The sequence below is a fragment of the Pseudoalteromonas sp. 2CM37A genome, assembly GCF_023161885.1.
In the GTDB taxonomy this organism is placed as follows: domain Bacteria; phylum Pseudomonadota; class Gammaproteobacteria; order Enterobacterales; family Alteromonadaceae; genus Pseudoalteromonas; species Pseudoalteromonas atlantica.
Map to the genome: position 1 here is coordinate 104,187 of NZ_JALNTJ010000005.1, position 21,374 is coordinate 125,560.

General features: G+C 40.5%; 24 protein-coding genes. 17 read left to right on the forward strand and 7 right to left on the reverse strand.

All coding sequences use genetic code 11. The features are described 5' to 3' along the window. Positions 1 to 45 precede the first annotated feature (45 nt). Both MTF68_RS12895 and MTF68_RS19720 read left to right on the forward strand, forming a co-directional pair. Positions 46 to 966 (forward strand): glyoxylate/hydroxypyruvate reductase A, encoded by a 921-nt coding sequence (locus MTF68_RS12895; RefSeq protein WP_248462723.1) that lies wholly within the window; start codon positions 46 to 48, stop codon positions 964 to 966. A gap of 96 nt (positions 967 to 1,062) precedes the next feature. Then, on the forward strand, positions 1,063 to 1,194 hold the full coding sequence (locus MTF68_RS19720; protein ID WP_257125150.1) for a hypothetical protein: 132 nt from the start codon (positions 1,063 to 1,065) through the stop codon (positions 1,192 to 1,194). Between the two features lie 149 nt (positions 1,195 to 1,343). On the opposite strand, the gene smrA is transcribed toward MTF68_RS19720, so the two are convergent. The 3 genes from smrA to MTF68_RS12910 form a co-directional block, all read right to left on the reverse strand. Then, positions 1,344 to 1,925 carry a DNA endonuclease SmrA gene (smrA, locus tag MTF68_RS12900; RefSeq protein WP_024032280.1) on the reverse strand — a complete coding sequence of 194 codons (582 nt, stop codon included), beginning with the start codon at positions 1,923 to 1,925 and terminating at the stop codon, positions 1,344 to 1,346. A 128-nt stretch (positions 1,926 to 2,053) separates the two neighbouring features. Then, positions 2,054 to 2,299, reverse strand: coding sequence for a hypothetical protein (locus MTF68_RS12905; RefSeq protein WP_083901815.1), 246 nt, complete (start codon positions 2,297 to 2,299; stop codon positions 2,054 to 2,056). Between the two features lie 106 nt (positions 2,300 to 2,405). Then, on the reverse strand, positions 2,406 to 2,843 hold the full coding sequence (locus MTF68_RS12910; protein ID WP_248462724.1) for a hypothetical protein: 438 nt from the start codon (positions 2,841 to 2,843) through the stop codon (positions 2,406 to 2,408). A 102-nt stretch (positions 2,844 to 2,945) separates the two neighbouring features. On the opposite strand from MTF68_RS12910, the gene MTF68_RS12915 reads away from it, so the two are divergent. Further along, positions 2,946 to 3,329, forward strand: coding sequence for a response regulator (locus MTF68_RS12915; RefSeq protein ID WP_004588354.1), 384 nt, complete (start codon positions 2,946 to 2,948; stop codon positions 3,327 to 3,329). A 111-nt stretch (positions 3,330 to 3,440) separates the two neighbouring features. Here the strand turns inward: MTF68_RS12915 and rpsT are convergent, their stop codons facing one another. Further along, positions 3,441 to 3,701 (reverse strand): 30S ribosomal protein S20, encoded by a 261-nt coding sequence (gene rpsT, locus MTF68_RS12920; protein WP_004588355.1) that lies wholly within the window; start codon positions 3,699 to 3,701, stop codon positions 3,441 to 3,443. Between the two features lie 252 nt (positions 3,702 to 3,953). Here rpsT and murJ point away from each other — a divergent pair, with 252 nt between their 5' ends. The 13 genes from murJ to MTF68_RS12985 all read left to right on the forward strand — a co-directional run bounded on the left by murJ (position 3,954) and on the right by MTF68_RS12985 (position 19,048). Continuing rightward, positions 3,954 to 5,534: a murein biosynthesis integral membrane protein MurJ gene (murJ, locus tag MTF68_RS12925; protein WP_269083494.1), complete on the forward strand. Its 1,581-nt coding sequence runs from the start codon at positions 3,954 to 3,956 to the stop codon at positions 5,532 to 5,534. Between the two features lie 84 nt (positions 5,535 to 5,618). Beyond that, complete coding sequence (gene ribF, locus MTF68_RS12930) at positions 5,619 to 6,545, forward strand: bifunctional riboflavin kinase/FAD synthetase (RefSeq protein ID WP_004588357.1); 927 nt, start codon at positions 5,619 to 5,621, stop codon at positions 6,543 to 6,545. A gap of 29 nt (positions 6,546 to 6,574) precedes the next feature. Next, positions 6,575 to 9,403 (forward strand): isoleucine--tRNA ligase, encoded by a 2,829-nt coding sequence (ileS, locus tag MTF68_RS12935; RefSeq protein ID WP_248462725.1) that lies wholly within the window; start codon positions 6,575 to 6,577, stop codon positions 9,401 to 9,403. Between the two features lie 12 nt (positions 9,404 to 9,415). Further along, the gene (lspA, locus tag MTF68_RS12940) at positions 9,416 to 9,916 is read left to right on the forward strand and encodes a signal peptidase II (RefSeq protein ID WP_004588359.1); all 501 of its coding nucleotides are present in this window, start codon (positions 9,416 to 9,418) and stop codon (positions 9,914 to 9,916) included. Further along, on the forward strand, positions 9,913 to 10,353 hold the full coding sequence (gene fkpB / locus MTF68_RS12945) for an FKBP-type peptidyl-prolyl cis-trans isomerase (protein WP_004588360.1): 441 nt from the start codon (positions 9,913 to 9,915) through the stop codon (positions 10,351 to 10,353). The genes lspA and fkpB overlap by 4 nt, the downstream gene beginning before the upstream one ends. Beyond that, entirely contained in the window at positions 10,353 to 11,282 is a 930-nt protein-coding gene (gene ispH, locus MTF68_RS12950) for a 4-hydroxy-3-methylbut-2-enyl diphosphate reductase (RefSeq protein ID WP_029774112.1), read from the forward strand. Before fkpB ends, ispH begins: the two co-directional genes overlap by 1 nt. 40 nt (positions 11,283 to 11,322) lie before the next feature. Then, positions 11,323 to 12,357, forward strand: a complete 1,035-nt coding sequence (locus MTF68_RS12955) for a histidine kinase (RefSeq protein ID WP_248462726.1) — start codon at positions 11,323 to 11,325, stop codon at positions 12,355 to 12,357. Then, a complete protein-coding gene (locus MTF68_RS12960) occupies positions 12,354 to 13,058 on the forward strand; it encodes a LytTR family DNA-binding domain-containing protein (RefSeq protein ID WP_064386013.1) in 705 nt (234 codons plus the stop codon). Before MTF68_RS12955 ends, MTF68_RS12960 begins: the two co-directional genes overlap by 4 nt. A 265-nt stretch (positions 13,059 to 13,323) precedes the next feature. Then, on the forward strand, positions 13,324 to 13,884 hold the full coding sequence (pilV, locus tag MTF68_RS12965; RefSeq protein ID WP_064386015.1) for a type IV pilus modification protein PilV: 561 nt from the start codon (positions 13,324 to 13,326) through the stop codon (positions 13,882 to 13,884). 1 nt (position 13,885) lies between these two features. Beyond that, positions 13,886 to 14,881, forward strand: a complete 996-nt coding sequence (locus MTF68_RS12970; protein WP_029774109.1) for a PilW family protein — start codon at positions 13,886 to 13,888, stop codon at positions 14,879 to 14,881. Further along, positions 14,869 to 15,372, forward strand: a complete 504-nt coding sequence (locus MTF68_RS12975) for a hypothetical protein (protein ID WP_029774108.1) — start codon at positions 14,869 to 14,871, stop codon at positions 15,370 to 15,372. The genes MTF68_RS12970 and MTF68_RS12975 overlap by 13 nt, the downstream gene beginning before the upstream one ends. Position 15,373: 1 nt before the next feature. Continuing rightward, entirely contained in the window at positions 15,374 to 18,616 is a 3,243-nt protein-coding gene (locus tag MTF68_RS12980; RefSeq protein ID WP_248450595.1) for a PilC/PilY family type IV pilus protein, read from the forward strand. 9 nt (positions 18,617 to 18,625) lie between these two features. Next, positions 18,626 to 19,048: a type IV pilin protein gene (locus MTF68_RS12985; RefSeq protein WP_248450596.1), complete on the forward strand. Its 423-nt coding sequence runs from the start codon at positions 18,626 to 18,628 to the stop codon at positions 19,046 to 19,048. Positions 19,049 to 19,062: 14 nt separating this feature from the next. Here MTF68_RS12985 and MTF68_RS12990 read toward each other — a convergent pair whose 3' ends face one another. Continuing rightward, on the reverse strand, positions 19,063 to 19,593 hold the full coding sequence (locus MTF68_RS12990) for a GspH/FimT family pseudopilin (RefSeq protein ID WP_096041389.1): 531 nt from the start codon (positions 19,591 to 19,593) through the stop codon (positions 19,063 to 19,065). A gap of 79 nt (positions 19,594 to 19,672) precedes the next feature. Beyond that, the gene (locus MTF68_RS12995) at positions 19,673 to 20,224 is read right to left on the reverse strand and encodes a GspH/FimT family pseudopilin (protein WP_248450598.1); all 552 of its coding nucleotides are present in this window, start codon (positions 20,222 to 20,224) and stop codon (positions 19,673 to 19,675) included. Between the two features lie 176 nt (positions 20,225 to 20,400). Between MTF68_RS12995 and MTF68_RS13000 the strand changes: the two genes are divergently transcribed. Beyond that, on the forward strand, positions 20,401 to 20,739 hold the full coding sequence (locus MTF68_RS13000; protein WP_004588371.1) for a P-II family nitrogen regulator: 339 nt from the start codon (positions 20,401 to 20,403) through the stop codon (positions 20,737 to 20,739). Positions 20,740 to 20,975: 236 nt separating this feature from the next. Here MTF68_RS13000 and MTF68_RS13005 read toward each other — a convergent pair whose 3' ends face one another. Continuing rightward, positions 20,976 to 21,344: a hypothetical protein gene (locus MTF68_RS13005; RefSeq protein ID WP_024032265.1), complete on the reverse strand. Its 369-nt coding sequence runs from the start codon at positions 21,342 to 21,344 to the stop codon at positions 20,976 to 20,978. Positions 21,345 to 21,374: the final 30 nt, after the last annotated feature.

Sequence of the window (21,374 nt, forward strand, 5' to 3'; positions counted from 1 at the left end):
TTTATTAGTGTAGATAAAATTTATTCAATAAAATTAGGAGCTTCTATGTCGGTATTAGTAGCCATTACCGGGCGAGATAATACAAAGCTAATTGCAAAGCTAAAAGAGCTATTACCCAATGAAGAAATAATCCAATGGCCAGAGTGTAAAAAGCTCAACAATGTAGAGTTTGTATTAGCCTGGAATGCACCAGATGACTTGTGGCAGCAATTACCTAACTTAAAAGCGGTGTCATCGTTTGGGGCGGGTGTAGATAGTATTAATATGTCTTTATTGCCTAAAGAGGTAGACGTGGTTCGCATTGTTGATACTGAGCTTGCTCAAGATATGGCAGAGTACGTACTAGGCCATGTATTTGCGCACAAGCTGCGTTTAAAAGAGTATTTTGTTAAGCAATCACAATGCAATTATAAACCTAAGCGCGCATATAAATATAATCACGTGGGTATTTTAGGCTTTGGTGAGCTAGGTAAAGCGTGCGCCAAAAAACTAACCCTGAATGGCTTTACGGTAAGCGCTTGGTCAAAAACTGAAAAAAGTGATGAGCAGGTGCATTTATATTCTCAGCAGCAAGGCCTTAATGAAATGCTGCCCACAATTGACTACTTGGTATGCCTACTGCCGCTAACAAAAGATACTAAGGGTATTATTAATGCCGATTTATTAGCTAAGTTACCGGCTCATGCCTGTGTAATTAACGTTGCCAGAGGAGAGCACCTAGTAGAGCAAGATTTAATCAACGCACTTAACAGTGAAATGTTAAGGGCTGCCACGCTCGATGTATTTACCCAAGAGCCGCTACCGCACGACCACCCATTTTGGCATAACGCTAAAATAACGATTACACCACATTGCGCCGCGTTATCTGATTTAAATAGCGTAACAGCGCAAATTGCAGAAAATATAAATCGCCTAAAAAGTGGCCTTACATTAAATAATCGGGTTAATAGAACAAAAGGTTATTAATAGATAGCAAAACAGTTTAACAAACAGCTTGTTAACATTTGTAATTTTAATTATTGTGGAGTTTAGTCACTAAAATAAAAATAATAAGAGTAACGTATGAAATCAAGTCAAGGCGGAGTAAAACTAAGTTTAGTAGTGGTTTCTATTATAGTGCTAGGCGTGTCTGCTTGGTTTAACCAAGCGAGTGCCGATCAAGTGCCACAAAGCAAAACTTCACAAAGTGAATAGGCGTATTTGTAGGCACATTATAAAAAAAGGGGCTCTGTTAATTTGTTTTTGGCTTAATAAAGCCAGATAATTAAAGAGAACCCACCTTTCATTAGGTCATTTAATTACTAAAGTGCGCTTCGTTACTGGTATTTAGTAAAATAAGTTAATTAGTACCGTTTAGCATGGATCTCTCGGTTTTCATGCTTTTTCTCATCACTTTTTTTAAGCAACACATACGTTGCGCCACTGCCACCATGGTGCTTTAAAGCGGTATGATACGCTAATACCGCGGGTAGAGCCTGTAGCCACTTATTAACATAGCTCTTTAGTATACCGGGCTTAGCTTTATTTTTTATACCAATGCCATGGCGAACTAGTACAACGCGAATGTTTCGCTGGTGGCAATCAGTAATAAAGTTAAATAATGTTGTGCGTGCGTTTTTAAGTAATTGGCCATGCAAATCTAATGTGGCATCAACTTGGTATTTAGCTAAGCGTAAGTTTTTAAATACTGCGCTTTGTACGCCATCTTTTTTAAAACTGAGTAATGCATGTGGGTCTAAAAGCTCTACATGCTCAGATTGTAAGTAATTTTCGTCATTCGCAAGGCTAAGCTCGGCAGCTTTGCGTTTTTCTTGTTGGGCAAGGGTGGCACTGGGATTACTTGCAAGGGGAGTTACAGTATCGTGGTTTATAGGTTTTACATCTTCCATAGAAGATAAAAATAAATCGAAATCAGATAAAGACATAGTAAGACCTAAATGAGGATTAATACGAGATAAATTTTATCTTAGTTCAATCTGTTCCCCAAGCCTTTTAATTTTTCAAATAAAAAAGCCCAGCAAGGCTGGGCTATAAAATATTCTAAGGGGAAATGTTAACTCTGCGTTACATTAAATTGTCCAAACGTATATACTTTGAACAAGTAAAATGTATTGATCAACACTAAACTCATATTCGAAATAACACTCGACGACATTAAATCCAAGCTAAAAGACAAAAATAACAGACCACATGCACTAATCGCTGCAACACGCAGTATTGTTATGTGGTTAATAAAGAATGCACCTAAACCTAGTGCAAGTAATACAGTGTTTAAAAGCCAATCTAGCTCGTTTAGCATGGTCGTTTCAATAGTTCAGTTGTTGAAAAAAGGAGCGCCATTATGTTGATCTTTTGCACACCTTTCAACCAAGTAATTTTAAATTTTCAGATTAGTTTTTTTAATGCTAAATATAGCTAGCAAGTGCAGCAAAAAAGCCATTATTTTTTATTAGTTGGTACTTTTGACAGCTTTGCGGCGCCTTCATATCTGCGCATAAATAAAGGGCATTGCGCTTCTCGTCTAGCTGCGGGTGTAAGTTTGAATCAAGTAATGTACGGCCATATCCAAAGACCCCAGGCCAATAAATACTTTCGCTCACTAACCCTAATTTTTTATAGGTGAGCAAAGTTGGTTTTGGAAAAATAATAGCTACGGCAAAAATGATAGCCAGCGTAATAAGTAACCCTTTTTTAGACTTTACAGGCTGATCTGCTGGGGTTGATGTTGGGTTAGCTGAAGATTGCGGTGCTGTTTGCGGCCTATTGCGGGGCTTTTTTACAGGGGTTTTTCTTTTTTGTGGTGTTTTACCAAGCAATGATTGTTTTTTTGTGTTGTTTGACATAAAGCAAATCTGGCCTTTTGAGCGTAGGTCTCTATAATAAAATGATTAAATATCTAGTTATATAATAACTTATACAATGCTTTTAGCCTACGAGGAAGATACATGGATACGCAGCTATCAATTTTAATAGTAGATGATGTTAGCACAGTGCGTAGTTTTTTGAGCCAAACGCTCATGCACTTAGGAATAGAAAACGTTAAAGAGGCTTCAACGGCTAAACAATGCATTAGCGAATGCCAAGCAGCTAATTACAATATGATTTTTTTAGATATTGAACTGCCTGACGGCGATGGTAAAGAGTTAATCGCGCAAATTAATGATATTAACCCTGAAACTAATGTGGTGATGGTGTCGGCCCATTCAGCAGTAGAAAATGTTAAAGAAGCCATTGATAAAGGTGCTAAAGGATTTGTGGTTAAGCCATTTACGCCTAAAAAAATTGCGGCCATGTTGAAAAAGTTTTATCCCGATTTGGAAAACGTTTAACCAGCTTTAATAGTAATGCGTTAAATTAGCTTAAAGTTTAGCGGATTGCTAAATACCAAATTTTAGATATAAAAAAACCGGCCTAGGCCGGTTTTTTAATCATAAAACAAATTATAGCGCTTTAATTTTAGCTGCTAAACGGCTCTTATGACGAGCTGCTTTGTTTTTATGAATTAGACCCTTAGTTGCGTAACGGTCTAGGATAGGTGTAGCAACAGAGAAAGCTTGCTGTGCAGCTTCTTTATCGCCAGCTTCAATAGCAGCGGTTACTTTTTTGAAGTAAGTACGCATCATTGAACGACGGCTTGCGTTGTGCTGACGGTTTTTTTCGCTAGTGATAGCGCGTTTTTTTGCAGACTTGATGTTAGCCAAGGTTTGCTCCTAACAATCTTAAATAAAGCTTAAATTAAAGGCCGTGGAATATGCCTGTTTTTATCATGAATGTCAATTTAAATTTAACAACTCAAGAAAAACTGCTCCTTATAACGAACATCAATTTGCCGCTTTAGCAGTTAATATCGCTATTGTAACAAAGCACAGACGCCCAGCCTAGTGCTTTAAAGCGATTTATAAAAAAGACTGTGGCATAATTGCGCTAACTAAAGGTTTTTAAGTAGGTTTAAGGTGTCAAAAGGATTATTTCGCTCCGGTATGATTGTAAGTTGTATGACAATGATATCGCGTATTTTAGGGTTAGTACGAGACGCTGTCGTTGCAAATTTATTAGGTGCTAGTGCAGCTGCTGATGTTTTTTTGTTTGCTAACCGTATTCCCAATTTTTTACGCCGTCTATTTGCAGAGGGGGCCTTTGCCCAGGCATTTGTGCCTGTACTTAGTGAAATTAAAGAACACCATGGCGATGATAAAGTTAAGTTATTTGTAGCACAGGCTGCCGGTACGCTGGGCACTATTTTGCTTTGCGTGACTATTTTTGGCGTTATTGCCTCGCCTGTTATTGCCGCGTTATTTGGTACTGGCTGGTTTATAGATTGGTGGCAAGGTGGCCCTAATGCAGAAAAATTTGTGCTGGCAAGCTCCTTATTAAAGTTAACTTTTCCGTATTTGTTATTTGTTAGTTTGGTAGCACTTAGCGGTGCAGTAATGAATGTGTATAACCGCTTTGCAGTGGCTGCTTTTACGCCCGTATTACTTAATGTTTCAATTATTACCTGCGCCATTTTATTGCACGACAAATTTAGCGTGGGGGCGTATGCGTTAGCTATTGGTGTATTTGTGGGCGGGGTGGTGCAATTGTTGTTTCAGTTACCATTTTTATACCGAGCAAAAATGCTGGCACGTCCTCGCTGGGCGTGGCAAGACGAGAACGTTAAAAAAGTGCGTAAGCTTATGCTACCGGCATTATTTGGTGTTTCAATAAGCCAAATTAACCTCCTGCTCGACACCATGATTGCCTCGCTATTAATGACGGGCTCTATCGCATGGCTTTATTACTCAGATAGGTTAATTGAGTTTCCACTTGGTTTATTTGGTATTGGTATTGCCACTGTTATTTTACCCGCACTTTCTAAATTGCATAGCAGTAAAAAGCTCAGTGATTTTCAGCATACGTTAGATTGGGGTGTGCGTTTTGTGATTTTTTTAGGCATACCCGCCATGGTTGGTTTAATGATTATAAGCCCGCTTATCATTACTGTGCTATTTGATCACGGTGCATTTAAAGACGCTGATGTTGATCATGTTAAAGCGGTAAGCTTAGGGGTGGTTGCCTACTCGGTAGGGTTAGTTAGCTTTATGCTTATTAAAGTATTAGCGCCGGGTTTTTACTCGCGTCAAGATACCAAAACACCTGTGCGTATTGGTATTATTACGCTGGTGCTTAATATGGTATTTAATATTATGTTAGCCCCGTTTATAGGATATTTAGGGCTTGCTTTAGCAACGTCTATGTCGGCCAGCTGCAATGCTTTTTTACTTTACAGGCAACTTAAAAAAGAAAACGTGTATCAGTTTTCTGCAATGAGCCTGCGCTTTAGCGTAAAGTGCATTGTGGCAAGCTTGGTAATGGGCGCTTTAACGTGGTACGTCAGCAGCCGTTATTATTGGGCTACATGGCATTTTTCTGAGCAAGTAATGTTGTTAATTGTATTGCTAGTAATTGCTGCAATAAGTTACTTTGCGGTGCTGTTTTTACTTGGTGTAAGACTAAATACGATAAAAAGTGTAGCAACTACTGAATCAAACTAAAAAAAAGATTATAATCGGCAGCCCTGTGGTTTTGAACGATTTTAAAGTCGTTAATAATACTCGCTGAAAAAGGCATTAGGTGGCATGGAGTTAATTAGAGGTATACACAATATTCGAGCGCAGCATTATGGTTGTGTGTTGACTATTGGTAATTTTGACGGTGTGCATTTAGGCCATGGCGAAGTGTTAAAAGGGCTGTTAGCGGATGCCAAAGCACATAACTTACCCAGTACTGTGATGTTATTTGAGCCGCAGCCGCAAGAGTTTTTTGCTAAAAACAATGCGCCAGCTCGACTTACTCGGTTACGCGACAAACTCAGATTACTAAGTAACTTAGGTATTGAGCGGGTTATTTGTATTAGCTTTAACCAACAATTTGCCAATATGCACGCTGAGCAATTTGTTAGTGATATTTTAATTAAAAAGCTAGGCGTTAAAGCACTCACAGTAGGTGATGATTTTAAATTTGGTAAACAGCGCCAAGGGAATTTTAATTTACTGCTCAGTATGGGCAAACAAGCGGGCATGGATGTAAAAAGCACCGCGAGTTTTCGCCAATTAAATGCTAGAGTAAGCAGCACACTAATACGTGAAGCATTAGCCGCAGGCGACTTAGAAAATGCTAAGTTAATGCTAGGGCATAATTATGCTATTTCAGGGCGTGTAATACATGGTTGGAAAAGAGGGCGAGAGCTTGGTTTTCGAACTGCAAATATAGCGCTTAAACGCCAAGTTTGCCCTGTAAATGGGGTGTTTGCCGTAAAAGCAAACATTGCCGGGAAACACGTTTATGGGGTAGCCAATATTGGTAACAAGCCCACTTTTAATGGAACTCGTGCTTTGTTAGAAGTTCATCTTTTTGACTTTGCACAAGATATATATGGACAGTTTATGCACGTGGAGTTAATAAAAAAACTTCGCGATGAGAAAAAATTCGAGACATTAACACAGTTAACGGCACAAATTGCAACCGATGTTGCCGCCGCAAAACAGTGTTTTGGTTTAAATTAGGTAGCCGATAGATACGGAAAGTAGGATTAATGAGCGACTACAAACATACTTTGAATTTACCGGAAACACAGTTTCCAATGCGTGGCAATTTGGCACAACGTGAACCAAAAATGCTTAAAGCATGGTATGAAGACGACCTGTACGGTCAAATTCGCAGCGCTAAAAAAGGTAAAAAGACCTTTATTTTGCATGACGGCCCTCCGTATGCAAACGGCGATATCCATTTAGGCCACTCAGTAAATAAAATTTTAAAAGACATAATTGTTAAGTCTAAAACTTTATCTGACTTTGATGCACCTTATGTGCCTGGTTGGGACTGTCATGGTTTGCCAATTGAGTTAATGGTTGAGAAAAAAGTAGGCAAGCCAGGCGTTAAAGTAACCGCGAGCGAGTTTCGTGAAAAATGCCGTGCTTACGCTAAAAAGCAAGTTGAAGGTCAAAAAGTAGACTTTAAACGTTTAGGTGTGTTTGGCGATTGGGACAAACCTTACTTAACAATGAACTATGACTTTGAAGCAAACGCTATTCGCGTGCTTGGTCGTATTATTAAAAATGGCCACCTTCATAAAGGTGCAAAGCCTGTGCATTGGTGTACAGACTGTGGCTCTGCATTAGCAGAGGCAGAAGTAGAGTACCAAGATAAGCAATCTCCAGCGATTGACGTACGTTTTACATTTGCAGATCAAGACGCGGTTGTTAATGCCTTTGATTTAGCCGATGGCCATAAAGGCCAAGGCAGTGTAGGTACTGTTATTTGGACTACAACACCGTGGACCTTACCCGCTAACCGTGCGGTAGCAGTGCATGCAGATTTAGAGTACGCCTTAGTACAAGTAGATGATGAAGGCTCACAGCAACGTTTAATTTTAGGCTCAGAGCTTGTTAAAGATGCAATGGACCGTTATGGCTTTAATCATTTCCACGTACTAGGTTATGTTAAAGGTGCAGCACTTGAAAACTTACACGTTGCTCACCCATTTTACGATTTTGATGTACCGGTAATTGTAGCAGACCACGTAACTACTGACTCAGGTACGGGTGTGGTACATACCGCGCCAGGCCATGGTCAAGAAGATTTCGCGGCAGGCTTAAATTACAATCTTGAAGTAGCAAACCCTGTGGGCGCGAATGGCGTTTACCTGCCTGATACAGAATTATTTGCTGGTCAGCATGTATTTAAAGCAAATGCCAGTGTAATTGACGTACTAACAGAGCGCGGTGCTTTAATGCATCATCATGCGCTTACGCATAGCTACCCGCATTGTTGGCGCCACAAAACGCCTATTATTTTCCGTGCTACACCGCAGTGGTTTGTAAGCATGGATCAGGCTAACTTACGTCAAGACTCGTTAAGCGAAATTAAAAACACCCAATGGTTGCCAGAGTGGGGCGAAAGCCGCATTGCGAACATGGTTGAAGGTCGCCCAGATTGGTGTATTTCACGCCAACGTACTTGGGGTGTGCCAATTGCTTTATTTGTTGATAAAGACACTGGTGCTTTACACCCAAATACGCAAGCGCTTATTGAGCAAGCTGCAGAGCTGGTAGAAAAATCAGGCATTCAAGCATGGTATGACCTAGAGCCTGCCACCTTGTTAGGCGAAGAAGATGCCAAGCAATACATGAAAGTACAAGATACGTTAGATGTATGGTTTGATTCGGGCGTAACACATGCGTGTGTTGTTGATGCACGTGAAGAGTTAGTTGGCCCAGCCGATTTATACCTAGAAGGTTCTGATCAGCACCGTGGTTGGTTTATGTCATCAATGATGACCTCAGTTGCTATTAACGGTCACGCACCTTACAAGCAAGTACTAACGCACGGCTTTACCGTAGATGAAAACGGCCGCAAAATGTCAAAGTCGTTAGGTAACGTTATTTCACCACAAAACGTGATGAATAAACTTGGCGCTGACATTTTACGTTTATGGGTAGCTTCTACCGATTACACCGCCGAAATGACGGTATCGGATGAAATATTTAAACGCTCTGCAGATCGTTACCGCCGTATTCGTAACACTAGCCGTTACTTGTTAGCTAACTTAAGTGGTTTTGATCCAAAAACAGACCAAGTTGCTGTTGATGATATGGTTGAGCTTGATAAGTGGATTGTTGGCCGTGCAGCCCAATTACAAGAAGAAATTTTAGCAGCTTACGATAGCTACCAAATGCTATTAGTAACGCAAAAGCTAATGAACTTCTGTACAGGTGAGCTTGGTTCGTTCTACTTGGATGTAATTAAAGACCGCCAGTACACAGCAAAAAGCGACAGTCATGCACGTCGTTCTTGTCAAACTGCGCTTTATCATATTGCTGAAGCAATGACTCGTTGGATGGCACCAATTATGAGCTTTACAGCTCAAGAAATTTGGGAAGCATTACCGGGCGAGCGTAGCGATTACGTATTTACATCGGTATGGTACGATGGTTTGCACGCACCGACAAACAGCCAATTTAGCAACGATGACTGGCAAGCGATTCTAAATGTACGTGACGAAGTAAACCGCGTACTAGAAGCAGCCCGTAAAGAAGAAGTGATTGGCGCAACGTTACAAGCAAGCGTTAACTTATACGCCGAAAAAGCACTGGCTGATAAGTTAGCAGCATTAGGTGATGAACTGCGTTTTGTATTACTAACGTCTGCGGTCACTGTATCTGCAGTAGATAGCCAGCCAAGTGATACACAAACAACCGAAATTGAAGGTTTGTACATTAGCGTAGTAGCCACAGATGCAACTAAATGTGAGCGTTGTTGGCATTACAGCGATGATGTAGGTTCAGAGCCTGCACATCCTGAAATTTGTGGTCGTTGTGTAAGCAATGTTGACGGCGAAGGTGAAAAGCGTCAATTCGCTTAGGAGCTTTACTCAGTGAGCAAACTAGCCCAAAAAAGTGGTTTAGTGTGGCTTTGGTTAAGTCTATTACTGCTTGTAATAGACTTTGCCACTAAAACACTTGTTGTAAATACCATGGCTTATCAAGAGTCGATTAATTTACTGCCTGTTTTTAGTATTACCTACGTACATAACTATGGAGCGGCCTACAGCTTTTTAAGTGAAGCAGGTGGCTGGCAACGTTGGTTTTTAAGTTTTATTGCCATTGCTATTAGTGCGCTATTAGTGTGGTGGTTAAAGCGTTTACCAGCGACAAATAAAATATTATGTAGTGCTTATGCGTTAGTGCTTGCTGGCGCTATTGGTAATTTATATGACCGTGTTGCTTATGGTTATGTAATTGACTTTATACATGTGTTTTATAAAAACTCGCATTTTCCAGTATTTAATATTGCCGACTGTGCAATTTGTATTGGTGCCGCATTATTATTATTTGATGCCTTTACAGGCGAAAGTCCGAAGGAGCATAAAGCATGAGCCAAGCTGTAATTGGTGAAAACTCAGAGGTTATTTTTCACTTTTCTATTAAACTAGAAGATGGCTCTGCCGCAGACTCAACCAAGGTGCATAATAAACCAGCCAAGTTAACGATGGGTGATGGCAGCTTAACGGCTAATTTTGAAAAGTGCTTACTAGGTTTAAGTGCAGGCGAAAGCAAAACGTTTGAGTTAGAACCAGAAGACGCCTTTGGCCAACCTAATCCAGATAATATTTACTATGTAGAACGCAGTAAATTTGGTGCAGAAACGCCAGCTAAAGTCGGCGCAATTATTGCCTTTACTCAGCCAGATGGTACTGAGCTGCCAGGACTGGTACGCGAAGTACAAGGTGAGTCGGTTACTATAGATTTTAATCATCCGTTAGCAGGTCAACGTTTAACGTTTGAAGTAGATATTATTGAGGTGCAAGGCTAATGGATATTTTATTAGCGAACCCGCGAGGCTTTTGTGCAGGTGTAGACCGTGCAATTAGCATAGTAGAGCGCGCTTTAGATATTTTTGAAAAGCCAATTTACGTACGCCACGAGGTCGTTCATAACCGCTACGTAGTAGATGGTTTAAAAAACCGTGGTGCTGTATTTGTTGAAGAGCTAGACCAAGTACCTGATGACAGCATTGTTATTTTTAGCGCCCACGGTGTATCGCAAGCGGTACGCTCAGAAGCTAAACGCCGCGATTTAAAAGTGTTTGACGCAACATGCCCATTAGTTACTAAAGTGCATATGGAAGTAACGCGTGCGAGCCGTAAAGGTATTGAGTGTATTTTAATTGGTCACCATGGTCACCCAGAAGTTGAGGGTACTATGGGGCAGTATGACAATAACGACGGTGGTATTTACCTTGTAGAAACCGCAGAAGATGTTGCCAAACTTAACGTTAAAAATGCTGATAACCTATTTTATTGTAGCCAAACAACGCTCTCAGTAGATGACACTGCAGATGTCATTGATGCGCTGCGCGAAAAATTCCCAGCAATTGATGGCCCGCGCAAAGATGACATTTGCTATGCGACACAAAACCGTCAAGATGCTGTGCGTGATTTAGCAGACAAAGTAGATGTGTTATTAGTTGTGGGGGCAAAAAACAGCTCTAACTCTAACCGTTTACGTGAACTTGCAGATAAAATGGGCACAACCGCTTATTTAATCGATGATGCAACCAATGTTGAAGCACAGTGGTTTGGCGAAACTAACGCTGTGGGAGTAACTGCGGGGGCTTCTGCGCCAGAAGTGCTTGTACAACAAGTTATTGCACGCTTAAAAGAGCTAGGCGGCAAGCAGGTAGTTGAAAACCCAGGTGAAGAAGAGAATATCGTATTTGCCGTTCCTGTTGAGCTGCGTTAATCTATATAAATTAATTATTTAGATTACAAGGAGAGCCGTTATGAGCAAGGTGCCGCAAGGTGAAACATTGCTTTTTTCGGCTCTTTTTAATGAGCGCGGGGTACTTGCCACGCTTATTGTTACCCAAGTTGTAGCTACCATCTTAGCGTTTGCTCCTTTTGTTGAAGGGGATAGCTGGCAAAGCCTTGGCGTAATTAGTTTATTTTCTCATATGACCGTTTTGGTCAGTATTTCTGCTTTATACTCTTTTCGGGGTGTTTTACAAAAAAAGCCGCAAACCACCCAGCTTTTTGCTTTTTTTATTTCCTTTTTAGCCAGCACCGCTTTATTTAGTGTGCTGTGTGCCCGCTACTTTTTAGATATTACAAATGATGAAACGAGTATTTATTTTGTATTACGAAACTGCTTAATTGTTTTTTTGATCACGGCTTTATTTGTTCAGTTTTTACTGATTTACTTTGAAAAAGAGCAGCAAACAAAAGCGCTTTCGCGCGCGGAGCTTGATGCTTTGCAAGCCAGAATTCGCCCTCATTTTTTGTACAATAGCCTTAATACCGCCGCCGAGCTTACACATCATGACGCTGATGCTGCAGAGCAAGCAATACTTGCGCTTGCGGCGCTGTCGCAAGCGGCTATGCGCTCGGGGCAGCGCGTTTCTCTCGAAGATGAGCTGACCTTATCAAAACAATATGTTGCGCTGGAAACTTGGCGCTTTGGCAGTCGTTTAAAGCTTAATTGGCAAGTGCCTGCTGATTTACCAGATATTAATATTCCGTGCTTAACCCTTCAGCCGTTAATAGAAAATGCGGTGTGTCATGGGGTAGAGCCCAGTGAAACAGGGGCCGTTATTAGTGTAGAGCTACACGTAACAACAGGGTATTTAACATTGATTGTTTCTAACCCTATCACCCATAATGAGGCGTTAAAAAGACCAAATAACGGCATGGCACTTGAAAATATTCGCCAGCGATTGTTTATATATTACAAAGAAAAAGCCCAACTAACGATCACACAAAAAGAGGGTGTATTTAGAGTAAAAGTGGTGATCCCTAAGCAGTTTGAGAACCCCCAATGAATGTTGTAATTATTGATGATGAACCGCTAGCTCGCACTAGAATAAAGCGGCTACTGCAGCAAAACGAGCATATTTTAGTTAAAGGCGAAGGTGATAACGGCGCGCAGGGGCTTGCCATTATCAAGCAGGTTCATCCCGATTTGGTTTTTTTAGACATAGATATGCCGGGTATTAATGGCCTAGAAGTAGCACAGCAACTAAATACGCTGAGCGTGCCACCGGCAATAGTATTTGTAACGGCTTACCCCGAGCATGCACTTGATGCGCTACAGCTTAGTGCCGCAGGATACTTAGTAAAACCCGTTACTGAACAGGCATTAAATAAAGTGTTAGCGCAAGTAGGGCGTTTAAATAAAGCGCATATGCAAAAGCAGCAATCTACAAAAATTAGTTATCAGCTTGGTGGCACAATAAAAAGTATTGAACTTGATCAAGTGTATTACTTTAATGCCCAAGAAAAATACACCAATATGGTATTTAAAGAGGGCGAGGCCCTAATTGAACAAAGCTTAAAACAACTTGAGCAACGCTTCCCAACGCAATTATTACGTATTCACAGAAATACGCTCATAAACAAACAAAAGCTTGTTGCCTTGCATACCCAAAGCCCTGGTGTACATAGCGTAGAACTAGCCGGATGTAAGGAGCAATTAAGCGTAAGTAGGCGAGAGCTAAAAACAGTAAAAAATGCGCTAAGTTAGAGCCTGTTATGTTTTAGGTTGAATTTTTAGTAGGTTGCTTGGCTTTTTAAGTAAGGCAGAGGCCGCTATTGAGCCCACTAAATTAGCAGCATTGCGCTGGAGTTAAATCGCCTCCAGATAGAGTAACTTTAATCATCAATTAGCTCAATTGGCTTGATGCTGTTAACCGTTTATCAACAAATTTAACCGCTTGTCCTAGTATATATTGCATCTACATTTTCAATGCATAAACTTATAATCAGATAAAATTTATTTGGTTTTTATTATGCATTCACCCCACAAAAAACCTCAAAAAGGCTTTACCTTAATTGAAGTGCTGATTGCGTTTATTATTTTAAGCTTTGGCTTATTAGGCGCTGTTGCACTGCAAGCAAAAGCTAAGCAGGCAAGCTTTGACTCTATGCAGCGCGCAGCCGCGGTGGCGTTAGGAAATGATATTATTCAGCGCATTAGAGCAAATGATACCGCACAGCTAGTTACTTTATATACGCAAACTTTCACCAGTAAAACATCAACGTCTACCTCTACGGCTTGTTTTAGTGGGTCATGCACTGCAGCGCAAGTTGCAGCCCTTGATTTACAGCAATGGAAACGCGCCATTCGTGCACGCGAAAACACCGGCTCTCTCGATGATGCCACAGTATGTATAAACCCTACGGCTGCAGCAGGAACGGGTGGGCGTGGGTTTAATATTGAAGTAATAGTGTCTTGGCAAGGCCGCCAAGAGTTTAATGCCAATGATGAAACCAAAGCGCTAAAATGCGGTACTGACGATAAAAAACGCCGTTTGGTTGCATTAAATAGCTATATATACCTAAGGAGCTAACATGAGAGAAAAAGGTTTTACACTAATAGAAATGATGATTTCATTATTTATTGGTGGGCTCATTTTAGGTGGGGTGATGTTTACCTATATTGGCATGAAAGTAACCACAAAAGACACAATGACAATAGGCGAGTTACAAGAGTCAGGCCGCTTAGCCATTAATATTATGCAGCGTGATATAGAGCAGGTAGGCTTTTGGGGAACTTATTATGATGATTCGTTTACTGCAGCAAACACACAAACGTTAGCTAACCCTGGTGGTGATTGCTTCGAAGGGCTTAATAACGGCAGCTTTCCAGATTTAGCATCCTCTAGCAATTTCAGAACTATTTATGCAAAAGAGGCCAGTTCAACAAGTGAGCTTAACTGTATAAGTAAGCCAATTGCAGGAACTGACATTTTACAAATCAAGTTTTTACAAGGTGAGCAGCTCACGGTAGATGGCGCCACTAATGAAACACAAGCGGATGAAAACTATTTTATAGCTGAGCAAGAAAGCGCAGAATTTACCCGAGGCGTTGTAGCTGCGGGTAGTTTAAACGTTAATGCCACGGTGTGGCCTTATAGCCATCATGTTTATTACCTCGCAGAGCAAACTTATACGGTAAATAATAAAAGCCTTACAGTACCAGCATTAATGCGTAAACGCTTAAATGGCGCCAACATGAAGGCCGAAACCATAATGGAGGGCGTTGAAAACATGCGCTTTGTATTTGGTTTAGATACAGACAGTGATAGCCGTGTTGATTCGTACCGAAGCATTGAGGACATGCAGCACTCTGACTGGGAAAACCGCAAAAGTATTCTAACAGTGCAGGTTTTTTTATTAGTTAGAGCATTGCAACCAGATCCGGGTCTTAAAATAAAAAATCAAACATATATTTTAGGTGAAGATGAAGACTCCCGAGAGCTCACTTTTACCGATACTTACAGAAGAACAGTATTTACCACCACAATTCGTTTAAATAACGTGGGAGCAAATTTATGGCGTATCTAAGTAAACACGCAAATAAACAACAAGGTGTTGTGCTTATTACAGCCCTTATTATGGTTATTGCTGTAACGGGAATTGCCGTTACATTAATGAGCAGCAGTAGTGTAGATATAAAAATTACCAATGCAGCTCAAGAGCGAGAAGTCGCTGAAAATGAGCTTATTGGAGAAGTACAGCGAATGATTTCTGATGAGGCAAGCAAAGGTGCTGCTAATCAGTTTTTTTTAACGCCAGATGAAGTATCAACTCATGCAGGCGCAGATGATGAAGGGATGGTAATAGCCACGCACGACGATATGCAAAGCAAAATGGTAAACCTAAATCAGGGGGCGCTTGATTTAGAGTGCCCACGCCGATTTAATTTTACTGCCGGTATATCGTGTAACATGTTGCAAGTTTCTACCACTATTCAATATGGCTCTAAAGCAAAGCACGAACTTACAATTGTAACAGGTGTAGCTCAAGAAATGGCCAGTATAAGTAAGGGGATTTAAAATGAAATTTAATCTTAATAAGCCATTGGTCTCTTTACTTGGTCTCGCACTGAGCGGCTCAGTAGTTGCTGAAGATATAGAGCTTTATGTAAACCACGATGTAGATGTGGAAGAAAAGCCAAGGGTTTTACTTATATTTGATACCTCAGGCAGTATGGCGTTTTCATCTAACACAGGTCTTAGTTGTGGTTTCAATGAAAGTAGTAACCTGTATATTCCTTGCCCAGATAGCCGTCTTGCTGCTGCAAAGACTGCAATGAAAAAAGTAGTGAATGACAATGAAGGGATCGATTTCGGTTTAATGCGTTTTGTAGGAACAGCTGGTGGCTATGTGGTTGAAGGCATAGGAAGCCCGCACTCGGATATTACTTCATCAATCGACAGGCTTCCTGCTAATGGGGGTACGCCATTAGCCGAGACTCTGTGGGAAGCATATCTGTATATTACAGGTGGCGGTTTAGAGTATGCGGAGCCAATAGATCAATCAGATAGAGACACCTCAATCGAGAACGAAGTATTAACTGGAAGAGAGCGTGTTCGTAAATGTAATAGATGGAGATGTTGGAACGAGTGGGAAAATACATATAGTTATAACTATATTTCCCCTTTCGCTGACTCAAATGCAGAGGCAAAACGTTGTGATAATTCAGTAAATATAATTTACATGACGGATGGAGACCCTTCACCCCGATATGTATATGATCGTTGGGGAAGACGTTACATTAACGAAAATAGCGATAATGGCAGTGATGCTTCAATAAGCGCAATACACAATAATTATTTTGGGCAACCTTTGGTCGAGGGGGACTACGTTTATAATAATTATTTGCATCAATTAGCTAAAATAATTCATGGCACCAGTAATACGACAGTTGATTTGTATCCATCAACACCTGATATTCATGAAACAGGCCGCATATACACCATAGGTTTTGGGTCAGGCATGAGTGACGAAGGGCAAGAGTTGTTGCGGCAAACAGCTTTATTAGGTGGTGGTGAAAACTTACCAGCAAGTACACCGGATGAGCTTTCTAACTCGCTAAATAGCGCTATTTCTCGCATTCGTGAAGTTAACGATAGTTTTTCTTCGCCTTCAGTTGCAAGTAACAACGTAGACCAAACACGTAGCCGTGATGCTATTTACTTTGCCATGTTTTACCCAGAAACAAACACTCGATGGGGTGGGAATTTAAAAAAATTAAAAGTATCAGGCAGTGAAATAGTTGACTCTGAAGATAATACAGCGCTTGATTCTGATGGCTTAATAGACACAGATGCTAAAACGTTTTGGCTGCCAGATGGCCAGTCTGCCGATGGTAACTTAGTTGCACAAGGGGGTGTAAACTATCATTTAGCTACACTCACGGGGACTCCAGCTGAAGAAAGACGCAACCTCTATACAGATAAGCAAGGCGATTTAGTTGAGTTTACTACTAATATTGTGAGCGATATTTTAGATTTAGTCACCAATAACCCGATTAGCCTAGCTAGTTCAGATATAAAATGGGCAATGGGGATAGATGTTGACGATGAAGACAACGATGGCTCAAACACCGATCAACGCAGCGATATTTTTGGCGACCCTTTACATTCTAAGCCAGTGGCAATCGACTATGGCAATGACGACATACGTATATTGATTGGTACTAATGCCGGCTTTTTACATATGTTTAAAGACGATGATACCAATAACCAAGTGACCGAAAGCTGGGCGTTCATTCCCTCTGATCTTTACGATATAATTCAGCCTTTACGCAATGAAGACACCGGTAAACTCTACGGGATGGACGGCCCAATCAGTGTTTACTTTAGTGATAAAAGCTTAAATGACGAAGGCATTAACGATGGTATTGTTGATGCAAGCGATGGTGATGACGTGTGGGCATTTGCAGGTATGCGCCGTGGTGGAAAAAACTATTACGCCTTTGATATTACTAACCCCGATCAGCCTAAAAAACTATGGGATAACCCTATAGAAGGCGGTACTGGCGATTTTAAAGAGCTAGCTCAAACGTGGTCCAAACCCCAAATAGCGTACATAAAAGCATTTGGTGATAAGCCATTACTCGTTTTTGGTGCAGGGTACGATACAAATAAAGATGCCGTGGTAAGAAGTGAAGACTCGGTTGGTCGCGGTATTTATATAGTAGAAGCTGAAACAGGTAAAAAAGTGTGGGCTTTAACGCCAAACGAAAATGGATTTAAAGGCAAGCACTCGATTGCAGCAAATGTTTCTACGCTTGATTCAGATTACGATGGTTACATTGACAGAATTTATGCTGCCGATACCGGGGGCGATATTTGGCGTATAGACATGCCAGGCACAAGCACCAGTAATTTTACGCACTTTAAACTTGCAGAGCTTGGTAGCAGTTTAGCAAGCCAAGACCGTCGCTTTTTTTACCAGCCGTTGGTGGCACGTACACTTTATAGCAAAGTAAGTGAAACAACGATTAATGGTGAAACAGTGATTACACGTTTAGATACGCCGTATGACGCTATTGTAATAGGCAGCGGAAATCGCTCAAAACCAACAGGTACAAATGAAGACGATCAGCTGTTTATGATAAGAGATGAAAATACAGTAACTCAGTCATTCACTAGCGCCCCTACAGCGATTAAACCAGCAGATTTAATGCTAATGAACAGCGACCCGTTTGGTAATGCTCTTGATGATGTAGATGAGTTTGTTGATTTAGAAGTCGATTTAGCTAAATTTAAAGGCTGGCGCTATGAATTAGGCACCGGTGAAAAATCTTTAGCAGCAGCCACAGTGGTGGGCGGTGTCGCTTACTATACAAGCTTTACTCCATCATCAGAAACCTCTACAGAGAACCAATGTTCGTTAAGTGGCGGCGGCGGCTCGTTGTATGCGTTCCATTTACATTATGGCACCAAGGTATATGACGACTTAAAGTTTACCACTAGCTATGATGTACCTGATACACCACAATTGTACTTTGGTGAAGGCCCCTCTTGTGCCGATGGAAATGGCGACGGCTTTTGTGATGATAACCCAACCATTGAAGTGACCGAAGAAAGCCAGTTTTACCTAATTGGGCCGGGAATAAAAGGCGAAGATGCACAAAACCCAATGAAGCCAGTAGAAATAATGGGCCCAGGCTTAACGGTTGTAGATGGTAGCGTACAATTAGTGAATGACGATGATAGTGTAGGGTTTGGCTTTAAAACCCAACAAACCTATATTTATAAACGTGAAGAAAATGATGAAATTGATGATTAAGGAATATTAATGAATAAACAAGCACGCGGATTCACGTTGATAGAGTTAATGATAGCCGTAGCTATTGTAGGTATTTTAGCCTCAATAGCACTGCCTAATTATACTGAGTATGTTAAACGCTCTTCTCGGGCCGAGGCCGCAGCTGTGCTTTTAGACGCTGCAAACAAACAAGAGCAGTACTTCGTAGATAATCGTGAGTACACAGAGACATTCTCAGACTTAGGTATACAAGAGACCACAGAAAACGGCTATTTTGAGCTGTCGATTGATGTGGATGATAACGATAATACGTTTACAATTACTGCAAAACCTATTGCGGGTGCTGTAAAAGGCGACGGTGACTGCACGCAAATTACAATTACTGACACAGGCTATAAAGGCGCAAAAGGCAGTAAAGGTAATTCAGATGTTGAGTATTGCTGGGGACGTTAACTTAATCGGGTTAACTAGTCGCTCTGACATTTGTCGGTTGATTTAATTCGTATACGGCCTGTTTGACTGACAGATAAAGCCAGCCCCTCAAGGTTGGCTTTATCTTTATTTGGGCAATATATAAATGTTCCATTTTGAAAACCATTTAAAGAGCCATCGGGCCGAAAGGTAATTGCACTTCGGGGGTATTGCATAGAATCTGCATCATGGATTTTTTCAAATGTGCTTATTAATAAGTCGTCGGTGTCTAATGACGTAGACTTGTCGTTATCAATAAACAGCGACATTTGCCCATCCCACTCATCTTTAGTGCATTGATTATCTTTTAAAGCACACAAAGTAACATAAGTGCCATTTTCAATGGCGTAAAGGCGGCCATAATTAATATTTCTGTGCAGCAAACTAACATGATTGTCGGCTCGGTTTTTCGCTAAAAAGTCAGGAAAAACCGATAGAGAAATTTGGCTAACAATGCTCACAATAGCAATAGATGCCATTAATTCTAAAAGCGTATAGCCAGCCTGAGTTTGGGTAGATAACCTCATCCCTGAAGCCCTGAGTCAAAAAATGTATTAGCTCAGTGTAGTAAATGATAAAAATATGACAACTTAAATTGTATGTTTTTTAACCGCATTTAAGTGCGCTGTCACCGGCATAAAAAGCAGTACCTGATAGCAATAATGTAAGCGCTTTATTATTTTCAGTGCCACCATTGGGGCAAAAAATAAAGTCACCTGGGTTTGTGGTAATTCGTCCACTAGTATTAAAACGCAAGCGACGCTCATTTCCTGTAAAGGTTAACTTGTCGTTATCTGATATTTCTTCCATGACTCTAAGCAGTGTATCGGAAGCGCCATTATAGTGCCCATCGTTATCTACATCGATAAATACAACAATAATTTTATTCTCGTCCCACTTTTTGTTGCAGTTGAAAGTGTCTTTGCTGTTTTTAATTTTACCTTGGCCAGTAGGGCACACAACAACAATTTCATCTGTGCTGGCGGCTTGTGAGCGAGCAAAGCTAATATTACGCTTTAGTTCAAGCAAGAAATTCTCAGCGCGGTTTTCCTCAAGCATATCGCTACTGTCCCAAAGAGCTATAGAGGCGATAATACCGACTATGGCTACTGCCACCATGAGCTCTAATAAAGTTAAACCAGTTTGGAATTTTTTCATATTATTTATACCTACTACATTTGTTATTATAGCTAGTTGAGAATGATTTATAATTCAGACTTATAAATAATTATACCACGCTTGGTTGTTTTATCATCGAATTCAATTGCTTTGTTTGCTATGAACTCGATGATTGTCTAAAATCGAGGCAACTAAAGCTTTAATAAGTAGTGAGCATGAAAAAAATAGAAGCAATCATCAAACCGTTTAAGTTAGACGACGTACGCGAAGCCCTATCAGATGTAGGTATTACGGGTATGACTGTAAGTGAAGTAAAAGGTTTTGGTCGTCAAAAAGGTCACACAGAACTTTACCGTGGCGCTGAGTACATGGTGGATTTTTTACCTAAGGTAAAACTTGATATTGTGCTAACCGATGAAGATGTTGAACGCGCTATAGAAGTAATAGTAAAAACAGCGCAAACAGGCAAAATTGGTGATGGTAAAATATTTGTCACAGATGTTGAGCGTGTAGTACGTATACGCACCGCAGAAGAAGACGAAGAAGCAATTTAATTATAGTAATAAGCGCATAAATAAAAAGGCTGCAAATAATGTTATTTGCAGCCTTTTTTTGTAAATACTATTTAATACCAATCAGCAATAATAATTAAGTATTTTAAGGGGCTAAGCCTCACGCTAAGTGCGTTAAAACGCTTGTTAAGAACACCTAGATAGCAATTTTTTACTTACTAAACAATGTTTTTACCCCAAAGAAAATTACTTAATTAAATGAATTAGTATCAATAATATTACTGTTTTTCAGCATGTTCTTCACGCGCTTCTTCAATTTCTTCGGCAATTTCTTGCGCTTTTTGCTTCGTTTTTTCGGTTAATTCACCCGCTGCTTCTTTGCTTTTTATCCATGCATCAACGGCAATCTCTTTGCCATCGTCGTACATGTCTAAGCCCATTGCTTTACTTTGTTCAAGCAGCTCATTTAATGACTCATCATTTTTAAGCTCTGTGGCTTTATCTTTTACATCGTTCCATGTATCACCAAGCTGCTCTTGCATTTGCGCGCTTTTATCTTTTGCATCTTCTTGTACTTCCTGAGCATCTTCACAGCCCGTTAGTGTAATTAAAGTGCCTAATAAAGCTAAACCTGCTAATTTGTTCATGTGCTATCTCTCCTTAGAGACAAATAATTA

Bases quoted from the DNA above. Each gene is read 5' to 3' on its own strand.
- MTF68_RS12975 (WP_029774108.1), top strand. From the start codon at position 14,869: ATGGCGTATCTAAGTAAACACGCAAATAAACAACAAGGTGTTGTGCTT.
- MTF68_RS12990 (WP_096041389.1), bottom strand. From the start codon at position 19,593: ATGAGGTTATCTACCCAAACTCAGGCTGGCTATACGCTTTTAGAATTA.
- ispH (WP_029774112.1), top strand. From the start codon at position 10,353: ATGGATATTTTATTAGCGAACCCGCGAGGCTTTTGTGCAGGTGTAGAC.
- MTF68_RS12905 (WP_083901815.1), bottom strand. From the start codon at position 2,299: ATGCTAAACGAGCTAGATTGGCTTTTAAACACTGTATTACTTGCACTA.
- pilV (WP_064386015.1), top strand. From the start codon at position 13,324: ATGCATTCACCCCACAAAAAACCTCAAAAAGGCTTTACCTTAATTGAA.
- MTF68_RS13005 (WP_024032265.1), bottom strand. From the start codon at position 21,344: ATGAACAAATTAGCAGGTTTAGCTTTATTAGGCACTTTAATTACACTA.
- smrA (WP_024032280.1), bottom strand. From the start codon at position 1,925: ATGTCTTTATCTGATTTCGATTTATTTTTATCTTCTATGGAAGATGTA.
- MTF68_RS13000 (WP_004588371.1), top strand. From the start codon at position 20,401: ATGAAAAAAATAGAAGCAATCATCAAACCGTTTAAGTTAGACGACGTA.
- MTF68_RS12960 (WP_064386013.1), top strand. From the start codon at position 12,354: ATGAATGTTGTAATTATTGATGATGAACCGCTAGCTCGCACTAGAATA.
- MTF68_RS12970 (WP_029774109.1), top strand. From the start codon at position 13,886: ATGAGAGAAAAAGGTTTTACACTAATAGAAATGATGATTTCATTATTT.
- fkpB (WP_004588360.1), top strand. From the start codon at position 9,913: ATGAGCCAAGCTGTAATTGGTGAAAACTCAGAGGTTATTTTTCACTTT.
- ileS (WP_248462725.1), top strand. From the start codon at position 6,575: ATGAGCGACTACAAACATACTTTGAATTTACCGGAAACACAGTTTCCA.
- MTF68_RS12980 (WP_248450595.1), top strand. From the start codon at position 15,374: ATGAAATTTAATCTTAATAAGCCATTGGTCTCTTTACTTGGTCTCGCA.
- MTF68_RS12955 (WP_248462726.1), top strand. From the start codon at position 11,323: ATGAGCAAGGTGCCGCAAGGTGAAACATTGCTTTTTTCGGCTCTTTTT.
- MTF68_RS12985 (WP_248450596.1), top strand. From the start codon at position 18,626: ATGAATAAACAAGCACGCGGATTCACGTTGATAGAGTTAATGATAGCC.
- MTF68_RS12915 (WP_004588354.1), top strand. From the start codon at position 2,946: ATGGATACGCAGCTATCAATTTTAATAGTAGATGATGTTAGCACAGTG.
- ribF (WP_004588357.1), top strand. From the start codon at position 5,619: ATGGAGTTAATTAGAGGTATACACAATATTCGAGCGCAGCATTATGGT.
- MTF68_RS12910 (WP_248462724.1), bottom strand. From the start codon at position 2,843: ATGTCAAACAACACAAAAAAACAATCATTGCTTGGTAAAACACCACAA.
- MTF68_RS12895 (WP_248462723.1), top strand. From the start codon at position 46: ATGTCGGTATTAGTAGCCATTACCGGGCGAGATAATACAAAGCTAATT.
- MTF68_RS12995 (WP_248450598.1), bottom strand. From the start codon at position 20,224: ATGAAAAAATTCCAAACTGGTTTAACTTTATTAGAGCTCATGGTGGCA.
- MTF68_RS19720 (WP_257125150.1), top strand. From the start codon at position 1,063: ATGAAATCAAGTCAAGGCGGAGTAAAACTAAGTTTAGTAGTGGTTTCT.